This is a genomic window from Rhodopseudomonas sp. RCAM05734, assembly GCF_052658035.1.
Map to the genome: position 1 here is coordinate 1,833,048 of NZ_CP199742.1, position 25,361 is coordinate 1,858,408.

Sequence of the window (25,361 nt, forward strand, 5' to 3'; positions counted from 1 at the left end):
ACTCTTAACCAAACCGAGCAGCTTTTCGGCAGATCCGGCGTTTCGGCCGCAATTCGGCCCCGGCACGAAGTTTTAACTTAACGCGACCAAGGGTAATCGAGGGTATCGGGAACCCCGCTGCTGCGGCCGGTTGGCTTGCGAGCAGGGGGGCTTCCGGATAAGTTCGCCCATGCTACGGGCATGGACGGTGGATTTTGGGGTGCGTTGTGCCCATCGGCTGCGGAGCTTCATTTTGATCAATCGCTCGCTCGCTCGCGCGCTCGTCACGTCGGTTGTGCTTGCGACCGGCATGGTGCTGGCCGGCTGCAATAGCGACGAGATTTCACTGGCCAACAACGCCAAGGCCAACAAGCCGATCCCCGAGAAGCTCATCGCCGAGATGCAGGCCAAGGACATGGACCCGCAGTCGCCGATGCTGGTGCGCGTGTTCAAGCAGGAGGCCGAGCTCGAGGTCTGGAAGCAGACCCGCTCCGGTCAGTTTGCGCTGCTCAAGACCTACCCGATCTGCCGCTGGTCCGGCGATCTCGGCCCCAAGGTCAGGGAAGGCGACCGGCAGGCGCCGGAAGGCTTCTACAACATCACGCCGGCGCAGATGAATCCGCAGTCGGCCTACTACCTGTCGTTCAACACCGGCTACCCCAATGCATTCGACAAGTCGCTGGGACGCACCGGCTCGCAGCCGATGGTGCACGGCGATTGCTCGTCGCGCGGCTGCTACGCCATGACCGACGAACAGATCTCGGAAATCTATACGCTCGGTCGCGAGTCCTTCTTCGGCGGCCAGCGCCTCGTTCCAGTTCGCGGCATTCCCCTTCAGGATGACGCCGGTGAACATGGCGAGGCATCGCAACAACCCGAACATGCCGTTCTGGAAGATGATCAAGCAGGGCTACGATCATTTCGAGGTGACGCGGCAGGAGCCCAAGGTCGAGTTCTGCGAGAACAAGTACGTGTTCGATCCGGCGCTGCCGGCGAACACGAACATGTCGCGGGCGCCGGTGTTCAACGCCTCCGCCAAGTGCCCGGCCTATACGATTCCGCCGGAGATCGCCGATGCGGTCGCCGCCAAGCAACAGCAGGATGACGCCAAGACTGCCGAACTGATCGCCAAGGGGACGCCTGTGGCCATGCGCCGGCCGGACATCGACGGCGGCATGAACAAGGTATTCGCTTCCAAGATCCCGGACGGCTCCACCGGCCTGTCTGAACCGGACGTCCCGGGCATGCAGACCGCGGCCTATGCGCGCGCGCCCGGCACCATCCCGCCGCACGTCAACCCGCCCAAGCCCAACATCGCGCCGAGCTCGGCGTCGCTGTTCGCCGCCTCGGATGAGCCGGTGGTGGCGGTGACGCCGGCCACCCGCGTCGCATCGGCGTCGTCGGAGGGTGGCTTCTTCAGCAACCTGGCGAAGAAAGTCGGGATCGGCGGCGCGTCCGAGACGACGGCAACCGCAAAAGTCGCATCGCCGGAAAAGCCCAAGCCGGCCGTAATCAAGCCCGCCGCCGCGGCACCGGCAGCGAAGCCGGTAGAAACCAAGCACGTCGCAACGGCCGCCAAGCCTCAGCTCAAGCCGACTGTCGCCGAGCAGTCCGCTGCCGCCGCGACGCCCGCCGGCAATGCCCTGGCTGGCGCTGCTGCTGTGGTGCCCGCCAACTCGTTCGACTCCCGCTTCTCGGCGGCCAGGTAGAACTTCAGTTCAGTTAGGTGGAAGGTGCCTTTGGTACCTCTGCCCGCTAGGCAAGGCTTTGCCAAGCGGGAGATCGCGGCTTGATGGACCGCGGGTCATTCGAGCCGGCGAGCCGCAGCCAGAGTTTCACTCGCTGGCTCGCCCTTACGCGGAGATTTCGCTGCACTCAGGCTCCGACCTCTCCCCGCAAGCGGGAAGAGGTTGGTTCACGCGCTGCTCAGCTCACGCATACTTTCCGTGGCAGTGCTTGTAGCGCTTGCCGGAGCCGCACGGGCAATCCTCGTTGCGGCCGACCTTGCCCCAGGTGTCGGGGTTGGCGGGGTCGCGCACCACGGTGTCGACGCCCATCGGCGGCGCCAGCGCGGCGTTGGCATAGGCCATCTCGTCCTCGCCGGTGTTGGGGTCGAGCTTGTGCGCTTCCATCACGGGCAGTTCGGGCTGCACGTCCGGCGGCACGATCTCGACGCGCATCAGCCGAGCCGTCACCGCTTCGCGCAGGTTGCCGACCATCGCCTCGAACAGGTTGTAGGCTTCCGCCTTGTATTCCTGCAGCGGATCGCGCTGGCCATAGCCGCGCAGGCCGATCACCTGGCGCAGATGATCCAGCATCACCAGATGCTCGCGCCAGAGGTGATCCAGCGTCTGCAGCAGGATGGTCTTCTCGACGTAGCGCATCACGTCGGGGCCCCACTGCGCCACCTTGGCAGCCATGTGCTCGTCGGCGCGCTTCTCGATGCGGTCCAGCAGCTCCTCGTCGGCGATGCCTTCTTCCTTGGCCCATTCATCGACCGGCAGGTTGAGGTCGAGCACGCGGGTCAGTTCTTCCTTGAGACCAACCACGTCCCACTGCTCGGCATACTGGTTTTCCGGCACGTGCTTGGTGACCAGATCCTCGACGAAGGCGCGGCGCATGTCGGCGACGGTGTCGGCGACATTGTCCGATTTCATCAGGTCGACGCGCTGCTCGAAGATCACCTTGCGCTGATCGTTCTGGACGTCGTCATACTTCAGCAGATTTTTGCGGATGTCGAAGTTGCGCGCCTCGACCTTCTGCTGCGCCTTCTCCAGCGCCTTGTTGATCCACGGATGGATGATGGCTTCGCCTTCCTTGAGACCAAGCCGCGTCAGCATGGTGTCGAGCCGGTCGGAGCCGAAGATCCGCATCAAGTCGTCTTCCAGCGACAGGAAGAACTTCGAGCGGCCGGGGTCGCCCTGGCGGCCGGAGCGGCCGCGCAGCCGGTTGTCGATGCGGCGCGATTCGTGGCGTTCGGAGCCGATGATGTAGAGGCCGCCGGGCCGGGTCACGGTCTTGGCCGGCTTGCTGCCCTTGGCAGGCTCGGTCTCGACGGTTTCCTTGGCGTTCAGCACCATCTCGCGGAAGGTGGCAATCTCGGCCTTGATCTCCTCGATGCGCGCGGCCTTCTCGGCCTCGTCGGTCATGTCGGCGGTCTCGATCGCCGCCCGCATTTCCAGCGAGCCGCCGAGTTTGATGTCGGTGCCGCGGCCGGCCATGTTGGTGGCGATGGTGATCGCGCCGGGAACGCCGGCCTCGGCGACGATATAGGCTTCCTGCTCGTGGAAGCGCGCGTTCAGCACCGCGAACAGCTTCGCCGGCTTGCCGGCGCGCGCTGCGGCGTAGAGCTTGTCCATCGCCTTGGGCTTGTCGAATTCGATCTGCTTGTAGCCGTGCTTGAGCAGGTATTCGCCGAGCACTTCGGATTTCTCGATCGAGGCGGTGCCGACCAGCACCGGCTGCATCCGCGCATTGGCGCGCTCGACTTCGGCCATGATGGCGGCGTGCTTCTCGTTCTGGGTGCGGTAGACCTCGTCGTCCTCGTCGAGACGACCGATGCCGACATTGGTCGGCACTTCCACCACTTCCAGCTTGTAGATGTCGAACAACTCGTCGGCTTCGGTCAGCGCCGTACCGGTCATGCCGGCCAGCTTCTGATACATGCGGAAATAGTTCTGGAAGGTGATCGAGGCCAGCGTCTGGTTTTCCGGCTGGACGGTGACGTGTTCCTTGGCCTCCAGCGCCTGGTGCAGGCCTTCCGAATAGCGCCGGCCCTGCATCATGCGGCCGGTGAATTCGTCGATGATTATCACCTCGTCGTCGCGGACGATGTAGTCCTTGTCGCGCTGGAACAGCGAATGGGCGCGCAGCGCCTGGTTGATGTGATGTACGACGGAGACGTTCTCGACGTCGTACAGCGTCTCGCCCTTGAGCTGGCCGGCCTCGCGCAGCAGGGTCTCGATCTTCTCCATGCCGGCTTCGGTCAGCGTCACCGTGCGCTGCTTCTCGTCGACCTCGAAGTCGGTCGTCTTCTCGAGCTTGGGCAGGAAGGTGTCGATGGTGTTGTAGAATTCCGAGCGATCGTCGAGCGGGCCGGAGATGATCAGCGGCGTGCGCGCTTCGTCGATCAGGATCGAGTCGACTTCGTCGACGATGGCGTAGAAGTGGCCGCGCTGGACCATGTCCTCCAGCCGGTACTTCATGTTGTCGCGCAGGTAGTCGAAGCCGTATTCGTTGTTGGTGCCGTAGGTAATGTCGCAGGCGTAGGCGGCCTGGCGCTCGGCATCGTCGAGGCCGTGGACGATGACGCCCGTGGTGAGACCGAGGAAGCCGTAGATCTGCCCCATCCAGGCCGAGTCGCGCTTGGCGAGGTAATCGTTGACGGTGACGACGTGGACGCCCTTGCCGGCAAGGGCGTTGAGATAGACCGCCAGGGTCGCGACCAGGGTTTTACCTTCGCCGGTCTTCATCTCGGCGATGTCGCCCTCGTGCAGCACCATGCCGCCGATCAGCTGGACGTCGAAGTGACGCTGGCCGAGGGTGCGCTTGGCGGCCTCGCGGACCGTGGCGAAGGTTGGAACCAAGAGATCGTCGAGGCTTTTACCGGCAGCGAGCTGGGCGCGGAAATCCACCGTGCGGGCGCGCAAGGCCTCGTCGGAAAGGGCCGCGATTTCGGGTTCCAGGGCGTTGATCGCCTCGATCCGCGAATTGTAGGCCTTGATGCGGCGGTCATTGGCGGAGCCGAAAAACTTGCGGGCGAGCGCGCCGATCATAACGAATTCCTGTCTTTGCAGTTCGGCGTTGCCGCCGTGACGTGGTCCACCGGGTCGGCGGTCAATTCTGGACGCATCGCGGCAGGATCCCGACCCCGGAAGCCGTCGCGACATGAGTGGGAATTGCGCAATCCGAGGTTCAATGGCAGCCGGGCTTCAGATAACGGCGGCGCAGCCAAAAGCGCGCCATCGCCACCGGCCCGGTTTTGCAGAGATATGGCTGCCCCACAGGGTTGTCAACGGCGCGAACCTGTCAAGGATTTCATCATTTTGACAGAGTTTTCGCGTTGCCAAGACGGGTGCTTTGAGTGACTGTCCCGCCGACCCCAACAGCCCCTACTTGTGAGATAAGGATTTTCCATGACGATCGTATCGCCCGACAAGAAACCGGGCCAGCGCCCGGGGTTCGCCCTGGCCGCCGTCACAGGCGCTTTTGCGGTGGCATTGCTCTCCAGCGTTGCGGTCTATGCGCAGGATGCCAATCCGGTGCTGGCCAAGGTCAATGGCTCGGAGATCCGCCAGAGCGACGTGGCGATCGCCGAAGAAGAGCTCGGCCCCAGCCTGGCGCAGATGGATCCGGCGTCCAAGAAAGAGAACGTGCTGGCCTTCCTGATCGACATGAAGATCGTCGCCAAGGCTGCCGAAGACAAGAAGATCGCCGACCGCGAGGACTTCAAGACCAGGCTGGCCTTTGCCCGCAACCGTCTGCTGATGGACAACCTGCTGGCTGTCGAAGGCAAGGCCGCGACCACCGATGAGGCCATGAAGAAGGTCTATGAGGACGCTGCCAAGCAGATCACCGGCGAGCAGGAGGTTCACGCCCGCCACATCCTGGTGGAGACCGAGGCCGAGGCCAAGACGGTCGAGGAGGAGCTGAAGAAGGGCGCCGACTTCGCCGAACTGGCCAAGAAGAAGTCGAAGGATCCAGGTGCTGCCGATGGCGGCGATCTCGGCTTCTTCACCAAGGACCAGATGGTGCCGGAATTCTCCGCCGTCGCTTTCGCGCTGGAGCCGGGCAAGATCTCCGATCCCGTGAAGTCGCAGTTCGGCTGGCACGTCATCAAGGTCGAGGAAAAGCGCAACCGCAAGGCGCCGGACTTCGCGCAGGTCAAGCCGCAGATCGAGACCTACGTGGTGCGCAAGGCCCAGGCCGAGTTCGTCACCAAGCTGCGCGAAGGCGCCAAGATCGAGCGCATGGACCAGGCTGCCGCAACGCCGGCAATCGCCAAGTCCGCCGATGCCCCGAAGGCTGACGCACCGAAAGCTGATGCGCCGAAGCCGGCCGACAGCAAGATGGCGCCCGCCAAGAAGTAAGCGAGCGAAGTAAGTAAGCGCGAAGCTCCGATCTTCCCCTCTCCCGCCAGCCGCCGCGCAGCGGCGGCTGGCGGGAGAGGGTGGATCGAAGCCCCGCAAAGCGGGGTTCGAGACGGGAGAGGGCTCTTCTTTAGAGTTTGTGGCTCCCTCTCTCCCGTCCGCGCTTCGCGCGGCCACCCTCTCCCACGAGGGGGAGGGGAAGATGGAGCCAAGACATGCGCGCGCTTTTGCTCAAACGACGACCGCAACAAAAAGCCCGCTTCCTCGCAGAAGGCGGGCTTTTGCTGTCGGAGAAGAGGTCTCAGCCGATCTTGCGGCCGATATCCAGGAACTTCTGCCGGCGCTGCTGGCGCAGCGTGGCGGCGTCGAGCCCGCGCAGGTCGTTGAAGGCTTGCGCAATGGCGTCGCCGGCGGTGGCGATCATCGCGGGCGCATCGCGGTGCGCGCCGCCGGCCGGCTCGCGCAGCACCTGGTCGATGACGCCGAACCGCATCAGGTCCTGGGCGGTGATCTTCATGTTGGTCGCGGCTTCCTGGGCCTTGGTGGAATCGCGCCACAGGATCGACGATGCCGCTTCCGGCGAGATCACGCTGTAGATGGCGTGTTCCAGCATCAGCACCCGGTTGCAGGTGGCGATGGCAATGGCGCCGCCGGAGCCGCCTTCGCCGATGATCACGGCGACATTGGCGACGCCGAGTCCGAGGCAGGCATCGGTGGAGCGCGCAATCGCCTCGGCCTGGCCGCGCTCTTCGGCGCCGATGCCGGGATAGGCGCCGGCGGTATCGACCAGCGACAGCACGGGAATGCCGAAGCGGTCGGCCATTTCCATCAGCCGGACGGCCTTGCGATAGCCTTCCGGCCGCGCCATGCCGAAGTTGTGCTTCAGCCGGCTTTCGGTGGTGTTGCCCTTCTCCTGGCCGATCACGCATACGCTCTCGCCCCGGAACCGGCCGAAGCCGCCGACCAGCGCCTCGTCGTCGCCGAACTTGCGGTCGCCGGCCAGTGGCGTGAATTCGGTGATCAGCGCGTCGATGTAGTTCATGCAGTGCGGGCGCTGCGGATGCCGCGCCACCTGGGTCTTCTGCCACGGCGTCAGATTGACGTAGAGGTCATGCAGCGCATTGGCCGCCTTGTCCTCGATGCGGCTGATCTCGTCGCCGATGTCGCTGCCGGAGGCGGCGAGCGCGCGCAGTTCGTCGACCTTGGAATCAAGTTCGGCGACGGGCTTTTCGAAGTCGAGATAAGAGCGCATGGATTCGGTCATTCACAACATATGGGGAATGGAGGCGGCGAGCGAAACTGCAGTCGCAGGCTTTTCAAGTCAAATGGCCTGCCAAGTCAACAATTACATGTTGAAAATCAACGGGTTATTTTTTACTCAAGGCCCGAAAGGTAACCCTATGAACACATCAACTGTCATGAATGATGGCGAGCCCGGCCAAAACCGTTTCGCATACGGTCGGGGGCAACGCACGCTGCACTGGACGATGGCACTCATCATTGTCCTGGCCATCGTGCTGGGCGTGATCGCGGCCTTCCTGCCGGTCGGCCAGCAGCCGCGCAAGGGCCTGCTGGAGATTCACAAGTCGCTCGGCATGACCGCACTGGTGCTGCTGATGGTGCGGCTGGCCTGGCGGGCATGGGCTGGCGAGCCGCCTTATCGCCGGCCGCTGGATCGCATGACCCATTGGGCCAGCCGCGCCGGTCATGCGGCGCTTTACGTCCTGATGATCGCCATGCCGGTGACTGGCTATATGTTTTCCGCCGCCGGCGGCTATTCGCTGCCGTGGTTCGGCCTATTCCAGTGGCCGCGGGTGCTGCCGCGCGACAAGGCCGTCACCGACTGGGGCGAGTTGCTGCACGATCGTGTTGCCTGGGTCATCGGTGCGGTGGTGCTGCTGCATCTCGCCGCGGTGGCCTGGCATCACTGGATCAAGCGCGACGAGGTGCTGTCGCGCATGACCGGTGGGCGCGGCCGGGACTGATCAGTCCTCGATCTTCTCATGGGCATCGGCGATGCCGCGCTTCCAGTAGCCGGCGGCCTTGACCCATGCGCGCGGATGGTTGCGCTCATCGACCATGTCGCCGCGCAGGTGGCGCGCGACGGAGGCTTCTGCGGCGATCCACACAAAGCCATCGCCGTCGGGAAACGAGTGGTCGGCAAGCGCCGCGTGCAGCAGTTCGGCGTCGTCGAAGTCGGCATGGCGTGTCACCCAATGCGGCGTCCACGCGGCGTGCGTGTCGAACTGCTGCCCCGCACCGGCGCCGCCGATGACGAAGGTGGTCACCGGAACGCCGGCGCGCAGTTCCTCGACCCGCCGGCCGATGGCCGGCAATGCGGTCTCGTCGCCGATCAGCAGGTACCAGTCGAAATCGTCGGGCACTACCGATGACCCGCGCGGCCCGCCGATCTGCAGCATGTCGCCCGGTTTCGCCGATGCCGCCCATTGCGTCGCCGGCCCCGCATCATGCAGCGCGAAGTCGATGGTCAGCATACCCTTGCCGGTGTCGAACCGTCGCGGCGTGAAGTCGCGACGGGCCGGTTCGCCGTCCCCATTGGGAAAGAACAGCTTGATGTGATCGTCATGCGAGGCGCTGACGAAATCGTGCAGTTCCGGCGACGCGAAGTTCACACGAAGCATGTGCGGCGACAGTTGCGCGATGGATTGCACCGTCAGCGTGCGGCGACGCAATTCGTGCCGCACGCGGACGGTCTGATGACGTTGATCGATATCCATCAGAGCCGCTCGATTTTTTGCGCGGCTTCGTCGATCAATGCCACCGCCTGCAGCAGCCTGTCGCGGTCCAGTCCCTCGCCGAGCCGGTGCATCAGCACGCTCTTCAGGTTGTGCATGGCGCGGCGGACCGGCACGGAGTCGGTGCGGTCGCGCATGGCGGCGAGAGCGTCGAGCCGGGCGAACATCGCTGCCACCTCGGCGGCGTGGTCGGCCAGATGCGCGGTGCCCTCCGGCGTGACGGCGAACTGCTTGCGCGCGCCTTCGGTGAGTTGCTCGCTGATCAACGCCATGTCGCTGAGCAGGGTCAGGGTGGGATAGACGATGCCGGGGCTCGGCGCATAGGCGCCGCTGGTGCGCTCCTCGATGGCCCGGATCAGGTCGTAGCCGTGGCGCGGCTTGTCGGCGATCAGCTTGAGCAGCACGAGCCGCAACTCGCTGCCGTCGAACATCCGCCGCCGTCCGCCGCCGCGACCATGACCGCGACCGCTGTCGTCGGATTCCCAGCTGCCGCCTTCGCCGCGCTCATGCCCGCCACCGCGCGGACCGGCGTGGCGTTCCCCGCAGTGCCGACCCTCGCCGTGTAGTCCTTGCCCATGTCGTCCTTCACCGCCATGGCGTCCGTGGAAACGGCCACCCGGCTCCTGATGTCGAAAATTATACATCTTGTTACCTCTAAGTTTGGTTTTGATACCTCCAAGATATATCTCAATGACGAGCAGTCAAGATATATCTTGGATTATTTTAGAGCGAGGGAATTGTCGTCCAGGGAAGGAGGCGGGCTGTTCAGCCCTTCTCGGCCAACGGGTGCAGGTCGCGCACCAGGCTCTTGAGGCGCTCTTCCACCACATGGGTGTAGATCTGGGTGGTGGAGATGTCGGTATGCCCGAGCAGCGTCTGGACGATGCGGAGATCCGCGCCGTTGTGCAGCAGATGGCTGGCGAAGGCGTGGCGCAACACGTGCGGGCTGACAAGTCGCGGCGACAGCCCGGAGGCGGCGGCGAGTTCCTTGAGATCGCGGGCAAAATGTTGCCGCGTCAGGTGGCCGCTTTCGCCGAACGACGGGAACAGCCATTTGGACGCCGCAGATTTCTTCGGCTGTTCGCGTTGCGCGGCATCCATGGCCGCGAGGTAGTCCGCCATCGCCTGCTTGGCGGTCTCGTTGAGCGGCACCAGCCGCTCCTTGTTGCCCTTGCCGCGCACCACGATCATGCGGGCGTCGCGGCGCGCTGCGGTCAGCGGCAGCGACACCAGTTCGGAAACCCGCAGCCCGGTCGCGTACAGGACCTCCAGCAGGCAATACAGCCGCGCCGCGCGCAGGCGCTGCGGCGCTGCGGCGTACGCTGCTGTGGCCAGCGTCTTGGCGCGGGTCAGCATGGCGTCCACATCGGCGATCGACAGAACCTTGGGCAGGCTGCGGCCGCGCTTGGGGCCGGACAGGATCGCCGCCGGATCATCGTTGCGAATGCGCTCGCTGAGCAGGAAGCGGAACAGGTGGCGCAGCGCTGACAGCCGCCGGGCTACAGTGGTCGACTTGAAGCCGCGACCGTCGAGATCCTCGAGGTAGTCGCGCAGCATCTGCGTGTCGGCAGCTAGGAACCCTGATTTGGCGTGGGCGGCAAACTCGGAAAAATCCTCGAGATCGCGGCGGTAGGCATCCAGCGTGTTCTCGCCGGCGCCCTGTTCGGCAGCCAGCATGTCGAGGAACAGGGCGGAGAGTTTGCCGTCGGAAGTTTTGCCAGTGCTCATGCGCCAATCATAGCGCACGAGCCGAATCTCCGAAGCTGTTTTCGTCAGGCGCGCGGCACGATCGACGTCGCCTGCGACCACACCACCATCCAGTGCCCGTCGCGCCGCTCGTAGGCGTCGGTGTGCCAGTAGTCGCCGGCCGGCACATGGTGGCCGCCGAACACCACTTCGAGACGCGCGCGATAGCGAATCACCGCGCTGGTTTGTTGCAGACGTACGGCGATGTTACCGGGCTCCCACACCAGATAGTTGATGTGTCCGCCGGCCACCGCGCCGAGATATTCGGCCTTCGACAAGGCCGCGCCGATCGGCGTGATCAACTGGAAGTCCGCCGCGTGCAGCGGTTCGGCCACGGCCATGTCGGCGCCGACCAGCGCGCGCAGCCGGGTGCGTTCGATGTCGCGAAGCTGCTCGGCTTGCGGGGAGGTCGGTTCGGCGAGGGATGAGGTCACAGGAGGCTCCGTTAAAAGGGGATGCGAAGGGGTCAGGCGGCCGCGACGAGGCCGTGATCGATCAGGCTCTGGGCGGTGGCGCGAATGGCTTCGCGGGCCGGCCGCGGCTGCCATCCCAGCAATCGTTGCGCCTTGGCGGCGCTGACGCTGAGGTCGAGGTCGAGCTCGTTCACGATCATGCGCGACCGCGCGCTGAACGGCGCCATTATCCGGATCATCCAGTTCGGCACGTCGCCCGACGGCAACAGGGCAGCCCGCTCGGGAAAAGCCTCGGCGAGCACTGCCGCCATGTCGCGCATCCACAGAAACTCGCCGGCGGCGATGAAGCGCTGGCCGGACGCCTCCGGATGCGTCATCGCGCGGATATGGACATCGGCCGCGTCGCGCACATCGACGACCGCAACGCCGAAGCGCGGCACTCGCTTCAGTCCGCCGTTCATCATTTGCTGGATCAGCCCCACCGAGGTGCCGAACTCCGGCCCCAGCAGCGGGCCGAAGATGATGCCGGGGTTGATCACCGCGAGGTCGAGTCCGGTTTCCCCGGCAAAGGCCCAGGCCGCGCGCTCCGCCAGCGTCTTCGATTTGTAGTAAGGCGTGGCGCGCTTGCCGGCCGTATCGGTCCATTCATTTTCCGTAAAGGGCGCCACGCCGCTGCCGTGATTGGTGGCGGCGATCGACGAGGTCAGCACCACCCGCGTCACGGCGGCGCGCTGCGCCGCGCGCAGCACCCGCAACGCGCCATCGCGCGCCGGGCCGATCAGCTCGTTCTCGTCTGCTGGTATCCCGGCCGGAAAAGGTGAGGCGGTGTGGATCACGTAGCGGCAGCCGGCAGCCGCTTCGTCCCATCCGGCGTCGGCGCGCAGGTCGGCTTCGATGAAGCGGAGCCTGCGGCGGGCGGCCGGCGTCGCGCAAATCTGTTGCGCGATGCGGTCGGCATCGCCGAGGCGGCGAAGGCTGCCGCGCACAGCGTAGCCTCCCGCCAGCAATTGCCGGGCGATATGGCCGCCGAGAAATCCGCCGATCCCGGTCACCAGGACCGTGGAAAGCTCTGTCATGTTCAGTCCTTTTCGCGGGTAGCGAGAAAATTCAAATTAGACACATAGACATAATTTGTCCAATAGTCTTTTGACGCTTTGGACGGAGACTGTCAATCTGTCTGAATGACTGAACGCGATGCCAAATCCGACCACATCCTCGACGCGGCCCTCCCGGTGTTTGTTCGCCATGGCTTCCGCAAGGCCTCGATGGCGGACATTGCGCGCGCCGCGGGGATTTCGCGGGCGTCGCTCTATCTCAGCTTCAGCAGCAAGGAGGAGGTGTTCCGCGCCGGATCGACGCGCGCCCACGCCCGGACGATGCAGGACGTCGCGGCGGTGCTGGCGGGCCCCGGCGACGTGTTCGAGCGGCTCGAAGCTGCCGTCGCTGCGTTCCACCGCGGCCTGATCGCGCCGTTTGCCGGCAGCGCCGATGCGGTCGAGCTGTTCGACGTCAACATGGCGCTGGCCAGGGACATCACGCTGGCGGCTCGCGAAAGGCTGGTCGCTTTGCTGGCACAGGCGCTGGCCGATGCGCATCGTGCCGGTGTGATCGCCCCGGATCCGCTGCAGGCGCGGCCCGCCGATATTGCGGGCGTCATTGTCGCTGCGATGGACGGGATCAAGCACGCGCCCGGCGATGGCGGCCAACGCGAAGACCACATGCGGCTCTTCATGCGCCTGCTGCGCGCCGCTATTTCTTGAGAAACTTGTCCGGCTGGATGGTCACGGTCATTTCCCGCGGCTTCGGCGTGACGAAATTGGCCAGCGCGTAGATCGCCGCATAGCCGATGCCGCCGATCACCGCGACGACCGTCAGAAAGCGGAACAGGCTGGGCATAGCGGGGAACTCAAGGCGGCGATGGAGGTCGGGCGCGGCAGGGCCGAGTAGCAGCATGTTCGATGGGTTGTTGCAAGAGTCTGTGGCAACGGCGGCAGCCGGGGTAGTATAGGTGACGCCAAATGTGGCAATCGTTGCCATATTCGTTTGAGTGCCCGATGTCGCAGACCACCACCACCACCCAGCCAGCCGGCGCCAGCACATCCCAGGAGGCCGACATCGTCGCCGCCCTGGGACGGCGTTCGGTCGTGCTGGTCGGGATGATGGGCGCCGGCAAGTCCACGGTGGGGCGGCGGCTCGCCAGCCGGCTGCGGCTGCCTTTCATCGATGCCGATACCGAGATCGAGGCCGCTGCCGGCATGTCGATCCCGGATATTTTCGAGACCCACGGCGAGCCGCATTTCCGCGACGGCGAGGCCCGGGTGATCGCCCGCCTGCTTGAGAGCGGGCCGCAGATCCTGGCCACCGGCGGCGGTGCCTTCATGCGCGAGGACACCCGCGCCCGGATCCGCGACAAAGCCATCTCCATGTGGCTGAAGGCCGACGCCGACGTGATCCTGCGCCGGGTCCGCCGCCGCACCGGCCGCCCGTTGCTGCAGACCGCCGATCCCGCCGCGACCATCGGGCGCCTGATCGAGCTGCGCCATCCGGTCTATGAGGCCGCCGAAATCACCATCGCCTCGCGCGACGTGCCGCACGAAAAGGTCGTCGACGAATGCATCGCGGCGCTGCACGACCATCTGTTGCACGCCAATATCGCGGCCGGCGTCATCACCGGGCCAAGCGAGCCCCTGAGCAGGACATCATGACCGCGCCTTTGAAACATTCCGATCCGATCACTGTCGAGGTCGCGCTCGGTGATCGTACCTATGACATCATCATCGGCCGCGACGTGCTGCCGTCGCTGGGCGCGCGCATCAAGGCGCTGCGGCCCGGCGTGCGCACCGCCATCGTCACCGACCGCGCCGTGGCGAAGCACTGGCTGAAGGCGACCGAGGCATCGCTGGCCGAGGCCGGCATCCCGACCTCCAGCTTCGTGGTCGAGGAGGGCGAGGGCTCCAAGAGCTATGCTGGTCTGGAAAAGGTCTCTGAGGCGCTGATCGCCGCAAAGATCGAGCGCAACGATCTGGTCATCGCGCTGGGCGGCGGCGTGGTCGGCGATCTCGCCGGCTTTGCCGCGGCGATCCTGCGCCGGGGCGTCGATTTCGTGCAGGTGCCGACCTCGCTGCTGGCCCAGGTGGATTCCTCGGTCGGCGGCAAGACAGGCATCAATTCGCCGGCCGGCAAGAACCTGCTCGGCGCCTTCCACCAGCCGGTACTTGTGGTCGCCGACACCGCGGTGCTCGACACGCTGTCGCCGCGCCAGTTCCGCTCCGGTTACGCCGAGGTCGCCAAATACGGCGTGCTCGGGGACGAGGCCTTCTTCGCCTGGCTGGAAGCCAACCATGCCGACATCGTGCGCGGCGGTGCCGCTCGCGAACACGCCATCGCCACCTCATGCCGCGCCAAGGCCGGCGTGGTGGCGCGCGACGAGCGCGAGAACGGCGAGCGGGCGCTGCTCAATCTGGGCCACACCTTCGGCCACGCGCTGGAGGCGGTGACCGGCTTCTCCGATCGCCTGTTCCACGGCGAAGGCGTTGCGGTCGGCATGGTGCTGGCGGCGCAATTGTCGGCGCAACTCGGCATGATCGCAGAGAGCGACGCGCAGCGCGTGCAGCGTCATCTCGTCGAGGTCGGTCTGCCGACGCGGCTGCAGGACATTGCCGGTTTCACCCAGGAAGGCCTGGCCGACGCCGATCGGCTGATGGCGCTGATGGCGCAGGACAAGAAGGTCAAGCGCGGCAAGCTCACCTTCATCCTGCTGCAGGCGGTGGGGCAGGCGGTGATCGCCGGCGACGTCGAGCCCGCCGTCGTCCGCGACTTCCTTCAGACAAAACTGGCCGGATGAGCGCGTTCGGTCTCGTGTCCCGGACGCGGTGCGATGCGCCGCCCCTTGGCGGCGTCATGCACTGCAGAGCCGGGACCGTGCAAAGCGCCGGCGTTTCTGGCGGTCCCGGCTCTGCGGAGCGGCACAAGTGTGCCGCACCGCGTCCGGGACAAGTACAAGGCTGTATCCGACCCCAAATATCGGCGACAAGGCCTGGCATTCGCAGGGCCAGTGCGGGACCAACATGAACTCGACTGTTTCCAACCTGCTGATCGCCTTTTTCCTGCTGGCGGCGAATGCCTTCTATGTCGCGGCCGAATTCGCGCTGGTGTCGAGCCGTGGCTTTCGCGTCAAGGCGATGGCCGAGCAGAACCGCTTCGGCGCGCGGCTGCTGCAGCAGATGATGAGCAACGTCGAGGCCTACCTCGCCTGCTGCCAGCTCGGCATCACCATGGCTTCGCTCGGGCTCGGCTGGGTCGGCGAGCCCACCGTCGCCGCTTTGCTGAAGCCGCTGCTCGATCCACTGGGCCTGTCGGAGTCGGCACTGCACTTCACCTCGTTCCTGACCGGCTTTCTGGTCTTCTCGTCGCTGCATATCGTGATCGGCGAACAGGTGCCGAAGACGCTGGCGATCCGCCAGCCGGAGCCGGTGTCGCAGTGGATCGCCTATCCGCTCTACGTCTCCTACGTGCTGTTCTGGCCCTTGAACTGGCTGCTCAACAACGCGTCGCGCACGGTGCTGCGGCTGCTCGGCGTGCAGGAAACCTCGCAGCACGAGATTCTCACGGGCCGCGAGATCGAGGGGCTGGTGGGCGAATCCGCCGAGCACGGCAAGATGGAAAGCGGCGAGGCCGAATATATCCAGAACGTGTTCCGGTTCGGCGACCTCGCAGTGTCGGACGTGATGGTCCATCGCACCGCGATGGTGACGCTGAACGCCGACCTGCCGTCGGAGGAACTGGTGCGCGATGTGCTGGCCACCGAATACACCCGGATTCCGCTGTGGCGGGAGAAGTCGGAAAACATCATCGGCGTGCTGCACGCCAAGGACCTGCTGCGCGCGATCCGCGCAGCCGACGGCGATACGTCGAAGATCGACGTCGCTTCCATCGCGCTGCCGCCATGGTTCGTGCCGGAGATGCGGCCGCTGTCGGATCAGCTCAAGGCGTTCCGCCGCCGCAAGACCCACTTCGCGCTGGTGGTGGATGAGTATGGCGAAGTCGAAGGCATGGTGACGCTGGAAGATATCCTGGAGGAGATCGTCGGCGACATCTCGGACGAACACGACGTGGTGGTGGCCGGCGTCCGTGCCCAGCCCGATGGCTCCGTGGTGGTGGACGGTTCGGTGCCGATCCGCGACCTCAACCGCGCCATGGACTGGCATCTGCCGGACGAGGAGGCCACCACGGTGGCCGGCCTGGTGATCCACGAGGCGCGTTCGATCCCCGAACGCGGCCAGAGTTTTACCTTCCATGGCTTCAGGTTTCGCGTCCTGCGCCGCGAGCGCAACCGCATCACCGCGTTGCGCATCGGCCCGGTGCCGACGGAGCCCGAGCCGGAACAGAAGAAGCCGAGGGCGGGAACCGCCTTCTAGGAAGCCTCGCCCGGTGCCAGCGCCTTGACGGCCAGGGCGTGCACTGTCCCGGCCAGTTCCGCCGCCAAAGTAGCGTTGACCATGCGATGGCGATCGATCCGGCTCTTCCCTTCGAAGGCCCGCGATACAATATTGACCCTGAAATGGGTCTCGCCGCCCGGCCGATGGCCGCTATGGCCTTCATGCAGGTGGGACTCGTCGATCACGTCGAGGCTTTGCGGAGCGAAAGCCTCTTGCAACTTCTTTGTGATGTCATCTTTGGCGCTCATGGAAGAGAATTAACGCCGCTTCCGCGGGATCGTCAATTGCGATGGTCTGCGGCGCAACACAGGTAGGGTAATCGCAATGTCAAGACTTGAAGCTTTTCGTGTTGCGTTGTCATAGTCAGCCATGGCCATCGACTCATCCAAGTTCTTCGACAGCATCCGCATCAAGCCTAACAAGCTGAGCGCCAAGCAGCAGGCTGCCGCGCGCGAAGAAGCGCAGATGTGTGAGGCGCCCAATTGCAAGAACAAGGGCGGCCATCGCGCCCCCAAGGGCCGCGGCAATGACAAGGAATACTGGCACTTCTGCCTGAACCATGTCCGCGAATACAATCAGGGCTACAATTTCTTCCAGGGCATGGCCGCCGACGCCGTCGCGCGCTATCAGAAGGACGCGTTGACCGGCCACCGTCCGACCTGGAAGATGGGCGCCAACGGCACCAAGGGCAAAGGCAAGACCGCCGAGGCCGATCTGGAAGGTGCCGCCGATCCGTTCGCCATGTTCAGCGAGCTCAACGGCCGCGCCAGCCTGGCGTCCCGGTCCGGGCTCCCGCACCGAGGCCCCCAAGGCGGAAACCCGCAAGATCTTCAATGCCGAGCGCAAGGCGCTGCAGGTCATGGGCCTCGGCCCCGATGCCACGCTGGAAACCGTGAAGTCGACCTACAAGGCGCTGGTGAAGCAGCACCATCCCGACGCCAATGGCGGCGACCGTTCCACCGAGGATCGGCTGATCGAGATCATCAAGGCGTATAATTATCTGAAGACCGTGGTTCGCGGATCGTAGCGTCCTAACCTCTCCCCGCCCTTTGCGGGGAGAGGTCGCTGCGTCTTCGCGGCGGGTGAGGGGCGAGGCACGCGATCTGCCGCTTGCTCATGCGATCGACACGCTTGGCCGTCACGAAATGGCTGCGCGACAGGAAAACCCGGAAGATCGGGTGACCATCGTGCCTCGCCCCTCACCCGAAGCCCTCGCTGCGCTCGGACTTCGACCTCTCCCCGCAAAGGGCGGGGAGAGGTTAAGATCAGAGGTCCAGACACAAAAAAGCCGGCGCGAAATTCGCGCCGGCTTTTTGTTGAACGTCGAAACCTCAGTTCAGCTTGGCGCGGACCTCAGTGATGCCCTTGGCGAGCAGATCGTCGGCAACCGAACCCTTGACCGACTGCGAGAGGATCGTGGTCGCCGCGGTGACGGCGGCATCGGCTGCGGCAGCGCGGACGTCGGCCAAAGCCTGAGCTTCGGCCAGCGCGATCTTGCCTTCCGCCGACTTGGTGCGGCGGGCGACGAAATCTTCCATCTTGGTCTTGGCTTCGGCGGCGATGCGCTCGGCCTCTTCCTTGGCGGAGGTGATGATGTCGGCGGCCTCGCGTTCGGCCGCGGCGTGGCGCTTCTTGTAGTCCGCGAGCAATGCGGCGGCTTCGTCGCGCAGCTTGCGGGCATCGTCGAGCTCAGCCTTGATCCGGCTGCTGCGGTTGTCGAGTGCTTTCAGCAGGGTGCGGTGAATGCCGAAATAGCCGAACACCGCCATCAGGATGACGAAGGCGACGGCAACCCAGAATTCCGCTTGTAAACCGAACATCGCTTATCCCTTCAACGAAGCATCGAGCGCGGCGTTGACGACGCCGGCGTTCGGGCTGGTGCCGGTGAGGCGTTCGACGATGGCCGAAGCGGTGTCTGCGGCGATGCCGCGGACATTGCCCATCGCCTGCTCGCGCATGGTGGCGATGGTCTTTTCCGCCGAAGCGAGCTTCGCAGCGAGGCTCTCTTCCAGCCTGGCCTTGGCCTGTTCCTGCTCGGCATTGAGTTTCTCACGCACCTCGGCCGCCATCGCCTGTGCCTTGGCGCGGGCAGTGGCGAGTTCGGTCTCGTAAGCCTTCAGTGCCAGATCGGAATCGGCCTTCAGCTTCGCGGCTTCGTTCAGGTCGGTGTCGATGACCTTCTGCCGATCCGCAAGGACGCCGCCGACACGCGGCAGCGCCAGGCGCGATACGATCAGATAGAGCAGGCCGAACGCGATCGCGAACGACACCAGCTGTGAAGCGAAGGTGTTGCTCTCGAACGGCGGGAACGAAGCCTTGTGCCCACCGTCAGCCTCGGTGTGCGCTGCCGCACCCTTGGATTTGCCCTGACCTTCAGCCACAGCAGTCTCCTTATCGATCGGAAACGCCCCGCGATGGGGGCGCAAACCGGATCAGTTTCTGGCTTAGACGGCGAACAGCAGCAGGAGCGCGATCAGCAGCGAGAAGATGCCGAGCGCTTCAGTCACGGCGAAGCCGAAGATCAGGTTCGCGAACTGGCCCTGCGAAGCCGAGGGGTTGCGCAGCGCGCCGGCGAGGAACTGGCTGAAGATCATGCCGACGCCGATGCCGGCGCCGCCCATGCCGAGACAAGCAATGCCTGCGCCGATGTACTTAGCTGCGATGGGATCCATGGTAAAACTCCTTCTGGGATAGGTTATGAGAGAGGTGAGGGGTGATTTCGGCCGGGTCGCTTAGTGTCCCGGATGAAGGGCGTCGTTGAGGTAGATGCAGGTCAGGATGGTGAACACGTAGGCCTGCAGGAAGGCGACCAGCAGTTCCAGCGCGGTCAGCGCCGTGGTCATCGCCAGCGGCAGGACTGCGCCGAATACGCCGATGGCACCAAGTGCGCTCAGCGACGTCACAAAGCCTGCAAACACCTTCAGCGTAATGTGGCCGGCCAGCATGTTGGCGAACAGACGGACCGAATGCGACACCGGACGGGACAGGAACGAGATCACCTCGATCACGGTCACCAGCGGCAGGATGTAGATCGGAATGCCGTGCGGCACGAACAGCTTGAAGAAGCCGAGGCCGTTCTTGTAGAGGCCGTAGAGCAGCACCGTCAGGAATACCATCAGCGCCAGCGCCACGGCGACGATGAGATGGCTGGTGACAGTGAAGGTGTAGGGGACGATGCCGATCAGGTTCGCGGTCAGGATGAACATGAACAGCGAGAACACGAACGGGAAGAACTTCATTCCCTCTTCGCCGATGCTCGATCGCACCGTGCCGGAGACGAATTCGTAGGACAGCTCGGCGACCGACTGGAAGCGGCTCGGGATCAGCGCGCGTCCGGCGCTGCCGCCGATCATCAGCACCGACACCAGCGCCACGGCGCCGAACATGTAGGCCGAGGAATTAGTGAAAGCGATTTCCTGGTTGCCGATATGGCCCAGGCTGAAGATCTTGTGGATCTCAAATTGATGGATCGGATCGGCCATCCACGTCGGTCTTTCATCTCTGCCGGATCGCCCGGCAATTAAACGCTGCGCAGGTGCGCGCGAAATCTATGGCGTCCGCCCGACGCCGGCCGAGCGCATCACGTTGATCACGCCGGCGACAAAGCCGAGCAGCATGAACACGATCAGCCCCCAGGGCGATGTCGGCAGCAGATGATCCAGGCCCCAGCCCAGAATCGTGCCGACGACAACGCCCGCGACCAGTTCCGAAGAGAGCCGGAGACCCACCGCCATGGCCGAAGCCCTGGACTGTGCGTTTCCGCTTCCAGTTTCGGATTGGTCAGTCTGAACTTTGCGGTCATCCTGAATTTGGGACAATCGCCGATGCAGACTTCCGAGCCTTGCGGAAAGCGCAGCCTCGTCAGGAGGCGGTTTCCCGCCACTTCCGCTCCCGCCATCATTGTCCCGTGTGTCGTCGGTCATGCTCTCGACACCCGAAAAAACGCTGCAATTGCTGGAAATAACGCCCCGTTACCCTTCAAAGCCGGGCGGACCATACTTAGCACGTCCTGCCAAGTCAAGATTGCCTGATCATCGCTTAGCACGTTGATTTGCTTGATTTTATTGCGAAAAATCGCAGCCGGCTGCGTGCGATCGCCGCACTGCACAGTGAGTTTTACAGTGATCTGTCTTGCGCCATCCGGCACGCTCTGGTCCGATGCCGGCGCTTCGCCAAATTATCCCCGCCTGGAGACCGCATGTCCCGTGAGATCGACTACTATTTTTCGCTGCCGTCGCCTTGGGCCTATATCGGCCACAAGCCGTTCCGGGAGCTGGTAACCACTTACGATCTCAAGGTGAATCACAAGCCTGTGTTTCTTGGCGAACTGTTCGCCGAGACTGGCGGACTGCCGCTCGGCAAGCGCCACCCGGTGCGCCAGCGCTACCGGATGCTGGAATTGCAGCGCTGGCGCGCCAAGCGCGGGCTCGATTTTCACCTGCAGCCGAAGGCATGGCCGTTCAATGGACGGTTGGCCGACGGCGTGGTGATTGCGGCGCTCGAGGCCGGCTTCGATCCCGATGCGTTTCTTTGCCGCGCCTATCCGGCGGTGTGGGAAGACCAGCTTGACCTCGCCGATGCCGCCACGCTGGTCCGCCTCGCCGACGAGTCCGGCCTGCCGGGCAAGCAACTGGTGGAGCGCGCCGGCTCTGACGCCATTGGCGCCATCTACGCGCAGAACCAGCAAGACGCGCAGGCCGCGGATGTGTTCGGCTCGCCGGCCTATGTGCTGGATGGCGAAGTGTTCTGGGGCCAGGACCGGATCGAATTGCTGGCCGATGCGTTGAAATCCGGCCGCGCGCCCTTTCGCTCCGAGGCGTAGAATAGGGCGGGCGATTCCTCAGGGAGCCTTGCCATGACCCTTGCGACATCTTCCGGTCTGCGTGTCCTGCAGCCCGCGGCGTTGGCCGCGGCATTGGCCTGTCTCGGCGGCAGCGCCCAGGCGCAGGCGCTGCCGGACATCGAGAACGGCCGCTACACCCTGTCGCCCATCGCCGATGGCGTGGTGCGGCTCGACACCCGCACCGGCATGGTCTCGACCTGCACCGACAAGGGCACTGGCTGGGCCTGCTACGCGATGCCCGACGAGCGCGCAGCGCTCGATGCCGAGATCGGCCGGCTGCAGAAGGACAACGAATCGCTGAAGGCACAACTGGCGGCACGCGAGCCCGTCGCGCCCGGCAAGATCGACGAGCCGCTGCCGAAACAGGACTCGCTGAAGAAGCCCGATCCGAAAGTCGCCGATGGCACACGCAAGCTCGAGATTCCGCTGCCCAGCGATCGCGACATGGACCGCATGATGGCCTTCGTCGAGAACGCCTGGCGGCGCCTCATCGATATCGCCAGCCGGGTCCAGCGCGACGTCAGCGGCAAGATCTGAGCGCGCATGACCTCACGCTCGATTTCCCGTTCGGCGCCGTCCATCGTCCGCGCGGACACCGTAGCCTCGTCCACGCTCACGGTGCAGACGCCGGGCGCGGGCTTCATCGATCTCACGTCTGACGTCGCCAAATTTCTCGCCGAGATCGGCGCGCGCGATGGCGCACTGACGCTTTTCATCTGCCACACCTCGGCGTCGCTGACGATCCAGGAAAACGCCGATCCCTCGGTGCTGGTCGACCTGATGACCATCCTCGATCGCCTGGCGCCGCAGGATTTTGGCTGGACCCACGACACCGAAGGCCCCGACGACATGCCGGCCCATGTCCGCACCATGCTCACCGCCACCTCGCTGCAGGTGCCCGTGTTGTCCGGGCGGATGGCGCTGGGCACCTGGCAGGCGATCTATCTGATCGAACACCGCCGCCGCCCGCATCGCCGCGAGGCGGTGCTGCAATTTGTCGGGGCGGCGGGATAGCAGCGTTGTTCTTATCCCTCCCACCCGCGTATTCGCGGTGGGGAGGGTGGCCGCGCGCAGCGCGGTCGGGTGGGGGGTGGTGCAACACCGAGGACTGCGCGTGGTGCGCCCCCACCCCGACCTCCACTTCAACGATGCTGCGCATCGTCTCGTTCGGTCGACCCTCCCCACTGCGCTTCGCTTGGGGGAGGGAGACCATGCGCACTTCGCAAAACAAAAAACCGGCCGCGGATTGCTCCGCGGCCGGGTTCGTTTCATCCGAAGTTTGTCCGGCTGCGTGCCGCCGGACAAACTCAGTTGGTATTGATGTCGACGTCCTTGGTCTCCGGCAGGAAGAAGATGCCGATGACCACGGTGATCGCGGCGAAGATCACCGGATACCACAGGCCGGCATAGATATCGCCGGTCGAGGCCACGATGGCGAAGGCCGTCGCCGGCAGCAGGCCGCCGAACCAGCCGTTGCCGATGTGGTAGGGCAGCGACATCGAGGTGTAGCGGATCCGGGTCGGGAACAGTTCGACCAGCATCGCCGCGATCGGGCCATAGACCATGGTCACGAACATCACCAGCACGAACAGCAGTCCGATCACCGCCGCGACCTGCGGACGGAAGATATCGAACGGATGCGCCATCTTCACGATCTGCGCATCGCCGGCCTTCGGGTAGCCCGCGGCCTGCACGGCTGCGAGCACGCTCGGGTTGGACGCTGCGGCGGTGTAGGGCACATCCTTGCCGTTCACGACCACCTTCACGCCGGAGCCGGCGGCGCCGTAGGAGGTCGAGTACTTCACCGACGACTGGGCCAGGTAGGCGCGCGCCAGATCGCAGGGCGTGCTGAACACGCGGGTGCCGACCGGGTTGAACAGATCGCCGCACAGCGCGGGATCGGACACAACTTCGACCTTCACGGTCTCGATGGCCTTTTCCAGGGTCGGATTGGCGTTCGACGTGATCATCCGGAAGATCGGGAAGAACGTCAGCGCCGCGATCAGGCAGCCTGCCAGGATGATCGGCTTGCGGCCGATCTTGTCGGACAGGGCGCCCCAGAACACGAAGAAGCCGGTGCCGAGCAGCAGCGACCATGCGATCAGCAGGTTGGCGGTATAGCCGTCGACCTTGAGGATCGATTGCATGAAGAACAGCGCGTAGAACTGGCCGGTGTACCACACCACGCCCTGGCCCATCACGCCGCCGAGCAGCGCGATCAGCACGATCTTGGCGTTGCTCCAGTTGCCGAAGGCCTCGGTGAGCGGAGCCTTGGAGCTCTTGCCCTCGTCCTTCATCTTCTGGAACACCGGCGATTCATTCAGGCGCAACCGGATCCACACCGACACGCCAAGCAGCGCGACCGAGACCAGGAACGGAACGCGCCAGCCCCAGGCGGCGAATTCCGGCTCGCCCAGGATCGTTCGCGTGAACAGGATCACCAGCAACGACAGGAACAATCCCAGCGTGGCCGTGGTCTGGATGAACGATGTGTAGTAGCCGCGCTTGCCGGGCGGCGAGTGCTCCGCCACATAGGTCGCAGCACCGCCGTATTCGCCGCCGAGCGCGAGGCCCTGCAGCAGGCGCAGGCCGATCAGGATGATCGGAGCCGCGATGCCGATGGTGGCGGCGCTCGGCAGGATGCCTACGACGAAGGTCGACAGACCCATGATCAGAATGGTGACGAGGAAGGTGTACTTGCGGCCGACGATATCGCCGACGCGACCGAACACGATGGCGCCGAACGGGCGAACGATGAAGCCGGCGGCGAAGGCCAGCAGCGCGAAGATGTCGCGCGTCGCCTGGTTGAACATCGGCGCCTTGGTGACGGGATCGATGACGCCGAAGAACTGCGCGCCGATGATGCTGGCGAGCGATCCGAACAGGTAGAAATCGTACCACTCGAAGACGGTGCCGAGCGACGAGGCAAGAATGACGAAACGTTCGTCCTTCGTCATGCCTCCAGCGCGTGGAGATGTTGCAGCTATCGTTGACATGTGTATCGCTCCCCGAATTCGTTGATATGGTCGGCGCCGCCGCGCCGGTCTCTTGCCGGATGGTTGCAGCTTGCTTCCACCTCAAAGTAACACTGGCGTGATACGCGCCCCAATAAGACTTTCGGCTCTGGGTTGTGCGCGGCGAGCCAATGGATGGCGTCCCTCGCTGCCGGGACATCCGCGAGCCCGCGGCCTGCCGAGACGTATTGCGGCGCACCATGTTGCGGGTTAACTGCTTTGCCGCGTGGCAACATTGCAGGCTTGCCAGATGCCGGCGGTCAGACGACACTTGCCCGGTTGACGTCGCTTTTGCCTATGTTCACAACTCGATCACCGGAGTTCCGATGCCGGTCGCAAGGATGAAATGACCGCCGCTTCGACCATGCGCCTTATTGTTGCCGACGATCATCCGCTATTTCGCGGTGCATTGCGGCAGGCCCTGCTGGGCGTGTTGCCTGAGGCCCGCATCGACGAGACCGGCACTTTCGACGATCTCACCAAATCGCTGGAGCAGGACGCCGATGTTGACCTGGTGCTGCTGGACCTGTCGATGCCGGGGATATCGGGCTTCTCCGGCCTGATCTACCTGCGCGCGCAATATCCCGCGGTTCCTGTGGTGATCGTCTCCGCCAGCGACGACGTCGGCACGATCAGGCAGTCGCTGGATTTCGGCGCCTCGGGCTTCATTCCGAAGCGCTTCGGCGTCGAGACGCTGCGCGACGCCATTCTGAAGGTGATGGACGGCGACGTCTGGGTTCCGCCCGATATCGACATGGCGGCGGCAGCCGATCCCGAAATGTCAAAACTGCGCGACCGCCTGGTGACGCTCACGCCGCAGCAGGTGCGGGTGCTGATGATGCTGTCGCAGGGCCTGCTCAACAAGCAGATCGCCTATGAGCTCGGTGTCTCCGAAGCCACCATCAAGGCCCATGTCTCGGCGATCCTGCAGAAGCTCGGCGTCGAAAGCCGCACCCAGGCGGTGATTGCCGCCGCAAAAATCGCCGGTCGTCAGTGGCGCCAGGGCGAGCCGGCGGCGCAATAGGCGAGGCGAAACGCAGTCTCTGGTGTCGGCAGGCGTCTCGGACTTCTCCGTTGTCTTCG

The 25,361-nt window shown here is 64.6% G+C and carries 26 protein-coding genes and 2 pseudogenes; 12 read left to right on the forward strand and 16 right to left on the reverse strand.

The features are described 5' to 3' along the window. Nucleotides 1-232: 232 nt before the first annotated feature. A pseudogene (locus ACUXVA_RS08790) lies at nucleotides 233-1,688 on the forward strand (L,D-transpeptidase family protein). 222 nt (nucleotides 1,689-1,910) lie between these two features. Here the strand turns inward: ACUXVA_RS08790 and secA are convergent. Next, nucleotides 1,911-4,754 carry a preprotein translocase subunit SecA gene (secA, locus tag ACUXVA_RS08795; protein WP_445491677.1) on the reverse strand — a complete coding sequence of 948 codons (2,844 nt, stop codon included), beginning with the start codon at nucleotides 4,752-4,754 and terminating at the stop codon, nucleotides 1,911-1,913. 360 nt (nucleotides 4,755-5,114) lie between these two features. Between secA and ACUXVA_RS08800 the strand changes: the two genes are divergently transcribed. After that, a complete protein-coding gene (locus ACUXVA_RS08800; protein ID WP_265080659.1) occupies nucleotides 5,115-6,068 on the forward strand; it encodes a peptidylprolyl isomerase in 954 nt (317 codons plus the stop codon). A 301-nt stretch (nucleotides 6,069-6,369) separates the two neighbouring features. Here the strand turns inward: ACUXVA_RS08800 and ACUXVA_RS08805 are convergent, their stop codons facing one another. Next, nucleotides 6,370-7,332 carry an acetyl-CoA carboxylase carboxyltransferase subunit alpha gene (locus ACUXVA_RS08805; protein ID WP_265080658.1) on the reverse strand — a complete coding sequence of 321 codons (963 nt, stop codon included), beginning with the start codon at nucleotides 7,330-7,332 and terminating at the stop codon, nucleotides 6,370-6,372. Between ACUXVA_RS08805 and ACUXVA_RS08810 the strand changes: the two genes are divergently transcribed. Continuing rightward, nucleotides 7,319-8,053 carry a cytochrome b gene (locus tag ACUXVA_RS08810; protein ID WP_265080657.1) on the forward strand — a complete coding sequence of 245 codons (735 nt, stop codon included), beginning with the start codon at nucleotides 7,319-7,321 and terminating at the stop codon, nucleotides 8,051-8,053. The two genes, ACUXVA_RS08805 and ACUXVA_RS08810, sit on opposite strands and share 14 nt — an antisense overlap. Here ACUXVA_RS08810 and ACUXVA_RS08815 read toward each other — a convergent pair whose 3' ends face one another. The 6 genes from ACUXVA_RS08815 to ACUXVA_RS08840 all read right to left on the reverse strand — a co-directional run bounded on the left by ACUXVA_RS08815 (nucleotide 8,054) and on the right by ACUXVA_RS08840 (nucleotide 12,059). Then, complete coding sequence (locus tag ACUXVA_RS08815; RefSeq protein ID WP_445491680.1) at nucleotides 8,054-8,806, reverse strand: siderophore-interacting protein; 753 nt, start codon at nucleotides 8,804-8,806, stop codon at nucleotides 8,054-8,056. Beyond that, nucleotides 8,806-9,255 carry a PadR family transcriptional regulator gene (locus tag ACUXVA_RS08820; protein WP_445491682.1) on the reverse strand — a complete coding sequence of 150 codons (450 nt, stop codon included), beginning with the start codon at nucleotides 9,253-9,255 and terminating at the stop codon, nucleotides 8,806-8,808. Before ACUXVA_RS08820 ends, ACUXVA_RS08815 begins: the two co-directional genes overlap by 1 nt. Continuing rightward, nucleotides 9,213-9,440, reverse strand: a complete 228-nt coding sequence (locus ACUXVA_RS08825; protein ID WP_265080654.1) for a hypothetical protein — start codon at nucleotides 9,438-9,440, stop codon at nucleotides 9,213-9,215. The genes ACUXVA_RS08820 and ACUXVA_RS08825 overlap by 43 nt, the downstream gene beginning before the upstream one ends. A 149-nt stretch (nucleotides 9,441-9,589) precedes the next feature. After that, nucleotides 9,590-10,552 (reverse strand): site-specific tyrosine recombinase XerD, encoded by a 963-nt coding sequence (xerD, locus tag ACUXVA_RS08830; protein WP_265080653.1) that lies wholly within the window; start codon nucleotides 10,550-10,552, stop codon nucleotides 9,590-9,592. A gap of 44 nt (nucleotides 10,553-10,596) precedes the next feature. Next, on the reverse strand, nucleotides 10,597-11,004 hold the full coding sequence (locus ACUXVA_RS08835; RefSeq protein ID WP_265080652.1) for a nuclear transport factor 2 family protein: 408 nt from the start codon (nucleotides 11,002-11,004) through the stop codon (nucleotides 10,597-10,599). Between the two features lie 32 nt (nucleotides 11,005-11,036). Continuing rightward, nucleotides 11,037-12,059 carry an SDR family oxidoreductase gene (locus ACUXVA_RS08840; RefSeq protein ID WP_265080651.1) on the reverse strand — a complete coding sequence of 341 codons (1,023 nt, stop codon included), beginning with the start codon at nucleotides 12,057-12,059 and terminating at the stop codon, nucleotides 11,037-11,039. A 105-nt stretch (nucleotides 12,060-12,164) separates the two neighbouring features. Between ACUXVA_RS08840 and ACUXVA_RS08845 the strand changes: the two genes are divergently transcribed. Continuing rightward, nucleotides 12,165-12,743, forward strand: coding sequence for a TetR/AcrR family transcriptional regulator (locus ACUXVA_RS08845; protein ID WP_265080650.1), 579 nt, complete (start codon nucleotides 12,165-12,167; stop codon nucleotides 12,741-12,743). On the opposite strand, the gene ACUXVA_RS08850 is transcribed toward ACUXVA_RS08845, so the two are convergent. Next, entirely contained in the window at nucleotides 12,733-12,879 is a 147-nt protein-coding gene (locus tag ACUXVA_RS08850) for a histidine kinase (RefSeq protein WP_265080649.1), read from the reverse strand. The two genes, ACUXVA_RS08845 and ACUXVA_RS08850, sit on opposite strands and share 11 nt — an antisense overlap. Nucleotides 12,880-13,037: 158 nt before the next feature. On the opposite strand from ACUXVA_RS08850, the gene ACUXVA_RS08855 reads away from it, so the two are divergent. From ACUXVA_RS08855 to ACUXVA_RS08865, 3 genes are all read left to right on the forward strand, one after another. Beyond that, complete coding sequence (locus ACUXVA_RS08855) at nucleotides 13,038-13,688, forward strand: shikimate kinase (RefSeq protein ID WP_265080648.1); 651 nt, start codon at nucleotides 13,038-13,040, stop codon at nucleotides 13,686-13,688. Further along, the gene (aroB, locus tag ACUXVA_RS08860) at nucleotides 13,685-14,827 is read left to right on the forward strand and encodes a 3-dehydroquinate synthase (RefSeq protein ID WP_265080647.1); all 1,143 of its coding nucleotides are present in this window, start codon (nucleotides 13,685-13,687) and stop codon (nucleotides 14,825-14,827) included. The genes ACUXVA_RS08855 and aroB overlap by 4 nt, the downstream gene beginning before the upstream one ends. 223 nt (nucleotides 14,828-15,050) lie before the next feature. Continuing rightward, on the forward strand, nucleotides 15,051-16,400 hold the full coding sequence (locus ACUXVA_RS08865) for a hemolysin family protein (protein WP_265080646.1): 1,350 nt from the start codon (nucleotides 15,051-15,053) through the stop codon (nucleotides 16,398-16,400). Here ACUXVA_RS08865 and ACUXVA_RS08870 read toward each other — a convergent pair. Next, nucleotides 16,397-16,669, reverse strand: coding sequence for a BolA family protein (locus ACUXVA_RS08870; protein ID WP_265080645.1), 273 nt, complete (start codon nucleotides 16,667-16,669; stop codon nucleotides 16,397-16,399). The genes ACUXVA_RS08865 and ACUXVA_RS08870 overlap by 4 nt on opposite strands. 121 nt (nucleotides 16,670-16,790) lie before the next feature. Here ACUXVA_RS08870 and ACUXVA_RS08875 point away from each other — a divergent pair. Next, nucleotides 16,791-17,448 (forward strand): annotated as a pseudogene (locus tag ACUXVA_RS08875) (J domain-containing protein). A gap of 304 nt (nucleotides 17,449-17,752) precedes the next feature. On the opposite strand, the gene ACUXVA_RS08880 reads toward ACUXVA_RS08875, so the two are convergent. From ACUXVA_RS08880 to ACUXVA_RS08900, 5 genes are all read right to left on the reverse strand, one after another. Continuing rightward, nucleotides 17,753-18,241, reverse strand: coding sequence for a F0F1 ATP synthase subunit B family protein (locus ACUXVA_RS08880; protein WP_445491688.1), 489 nt, complete (start codon nucleotides 18,239-18,241; stop codon nucleotides 17,753-17,755). 3 nt (nucleotides 18,242-18,244) lie between these two features. Then, nucleotides 18,245-18,802 carry a F0F1 ATP synthase subunit B family protein gene (locus tag ACUXVA_RS08885; RefSeq protein ID WP_265080642.1) on the reverse strand — a complete coding sequence of 186 codons (558 nt, stop codon included), beginning with the start codon at nucleotides 18,800-18,802 and terminating at the stop codon, nucleotides 18,245-18,247. Nucleotides 18,803-18,865: 63 nt separating this feature from the next. Next, a complete protein-coding gene (locus ACUXVA_RS08890; RefSeq protein ID WP_143571636.1) occupies nucleotides 18,866-19,093 on the reverse strand; it encodes a F0F1 ATP synthase subunit C in 228 nt (75 codons plus the stop codon). Between the two features lie 60 nt (nucleotides 19,094-19,153). After that, the gene (locus ACUXVA_RS08895) at nucleotides 19,154-19,903 is read right to left on the reverse strand and encodes a F0F1 ATP synthase subunit A (RefSeq protein ID WP_265080641.1); all 750 of its coding nucleotides are present in this window, start codon (nucleotides 19,901-19,903) and stop codon (nucleotides 19,154-19,156) included. A gap of 66 nt (nucleotides 19,904-19,969) precedes the next feature. Further along, entirely contained in the window at nucleotides 19,970-20,344 is a 375-nt protein-coding gene (locus tag ACUXVA_RS08900; RefSeq protein ID WP_265080640.1) for an AtpZ/AtpI family protein, read from the reverse strand. A gap of 275 nt (nucleotides 20,345-20,619) precedes the next feature. Here ACUXVA_RS08900 and ACUXVA_RS08905 point away from each other — a divergent pair, with 275 nt between their 5' ends. Genes ACUXVA_RS08905 through ACUXVA_RS08915 form a run of 3 tightly spaced genes read left to right on the forward strand, consistent with a single transcriptional unit; the run spans nucleotide 20,620 to nucleotide 22,278 of the window. Next, nucleotides 20,620-21,243 carry a 2-hydroxychromene-2-carboxylate isomerase gene (locus tag ACUXVA_RS08905; RefSeq protein ID WP_265080638.1) on the forward strand — a complete coding sequence of 208 codons (624 nt, stop codon included), beginning with the start codon at nucleotides 20,620-20,622 and terminating at the stop codon, nucleotides 21,241-21,243. A gap of 33 nt (nucleotides 21,244-21,276) precedes the next feature. After that, nucleotides 21,277-21,801: a hypothetical protein gene (locus tag ACUXVA_RS08910; RefSeq protein ID WP_265080637.1), complete on the forward strand. Its 525-nt coding sequence runs from the start codon at nucleotides 21,277-21,279 to the stop codon at nucleotides 21,799-21,801. Between the two features lie 6 nt (nucleotides 21,802-21,807). After that, a complete protein-coding gene (locus ACUXVA_RS08915; RefSeq protein WP_265080636.1) occupies nucleotides 21,808-22,278 on the forward strand; it encodes a secondary thiamine-phosphate synthase enzyme YjbQ in 471 nt (156 codons plus the stop codon). Nucleotides 22,279-22,571: 293 nt separating this feature from the next. On the opposite strand, the gene ACUXVA_RS08920 is transcribed toward ACUXVA_RS08915, so the two are convergent. After that, nucleotides 22,572-24,221, reverse strand: coding sequence for an MFS transporter (locus ACUXVA_RS08920; RefSeq protein WP_413776406.1), 1,650 nt, complete (start codon nucleotides 24,219-24,221; stop codon nucleotides 22,572-22,574). A 403-nt stretch (nucleotides 24,222-24,624) separates the two neighbouring features. On the opposite strand from ACUXVA_RS08920, the gene ACUXVA_RS08925 reads away from it, so the two are divergent. Continuing rightward, nucleotides 24,625-25,302 (forward strand): response regulator, encoded by a 678-nt coding sequence (locus tag ACUXVA_RS08925; RefSeq protein ID WP_265080634.1) that lies wholly within the window; start codon nucleotides 24,625-24,627, stop codon nucleotides 25,300-25,302. Nucleotides 25,303-25,361 lie beyond the last annotated feature (59 nt).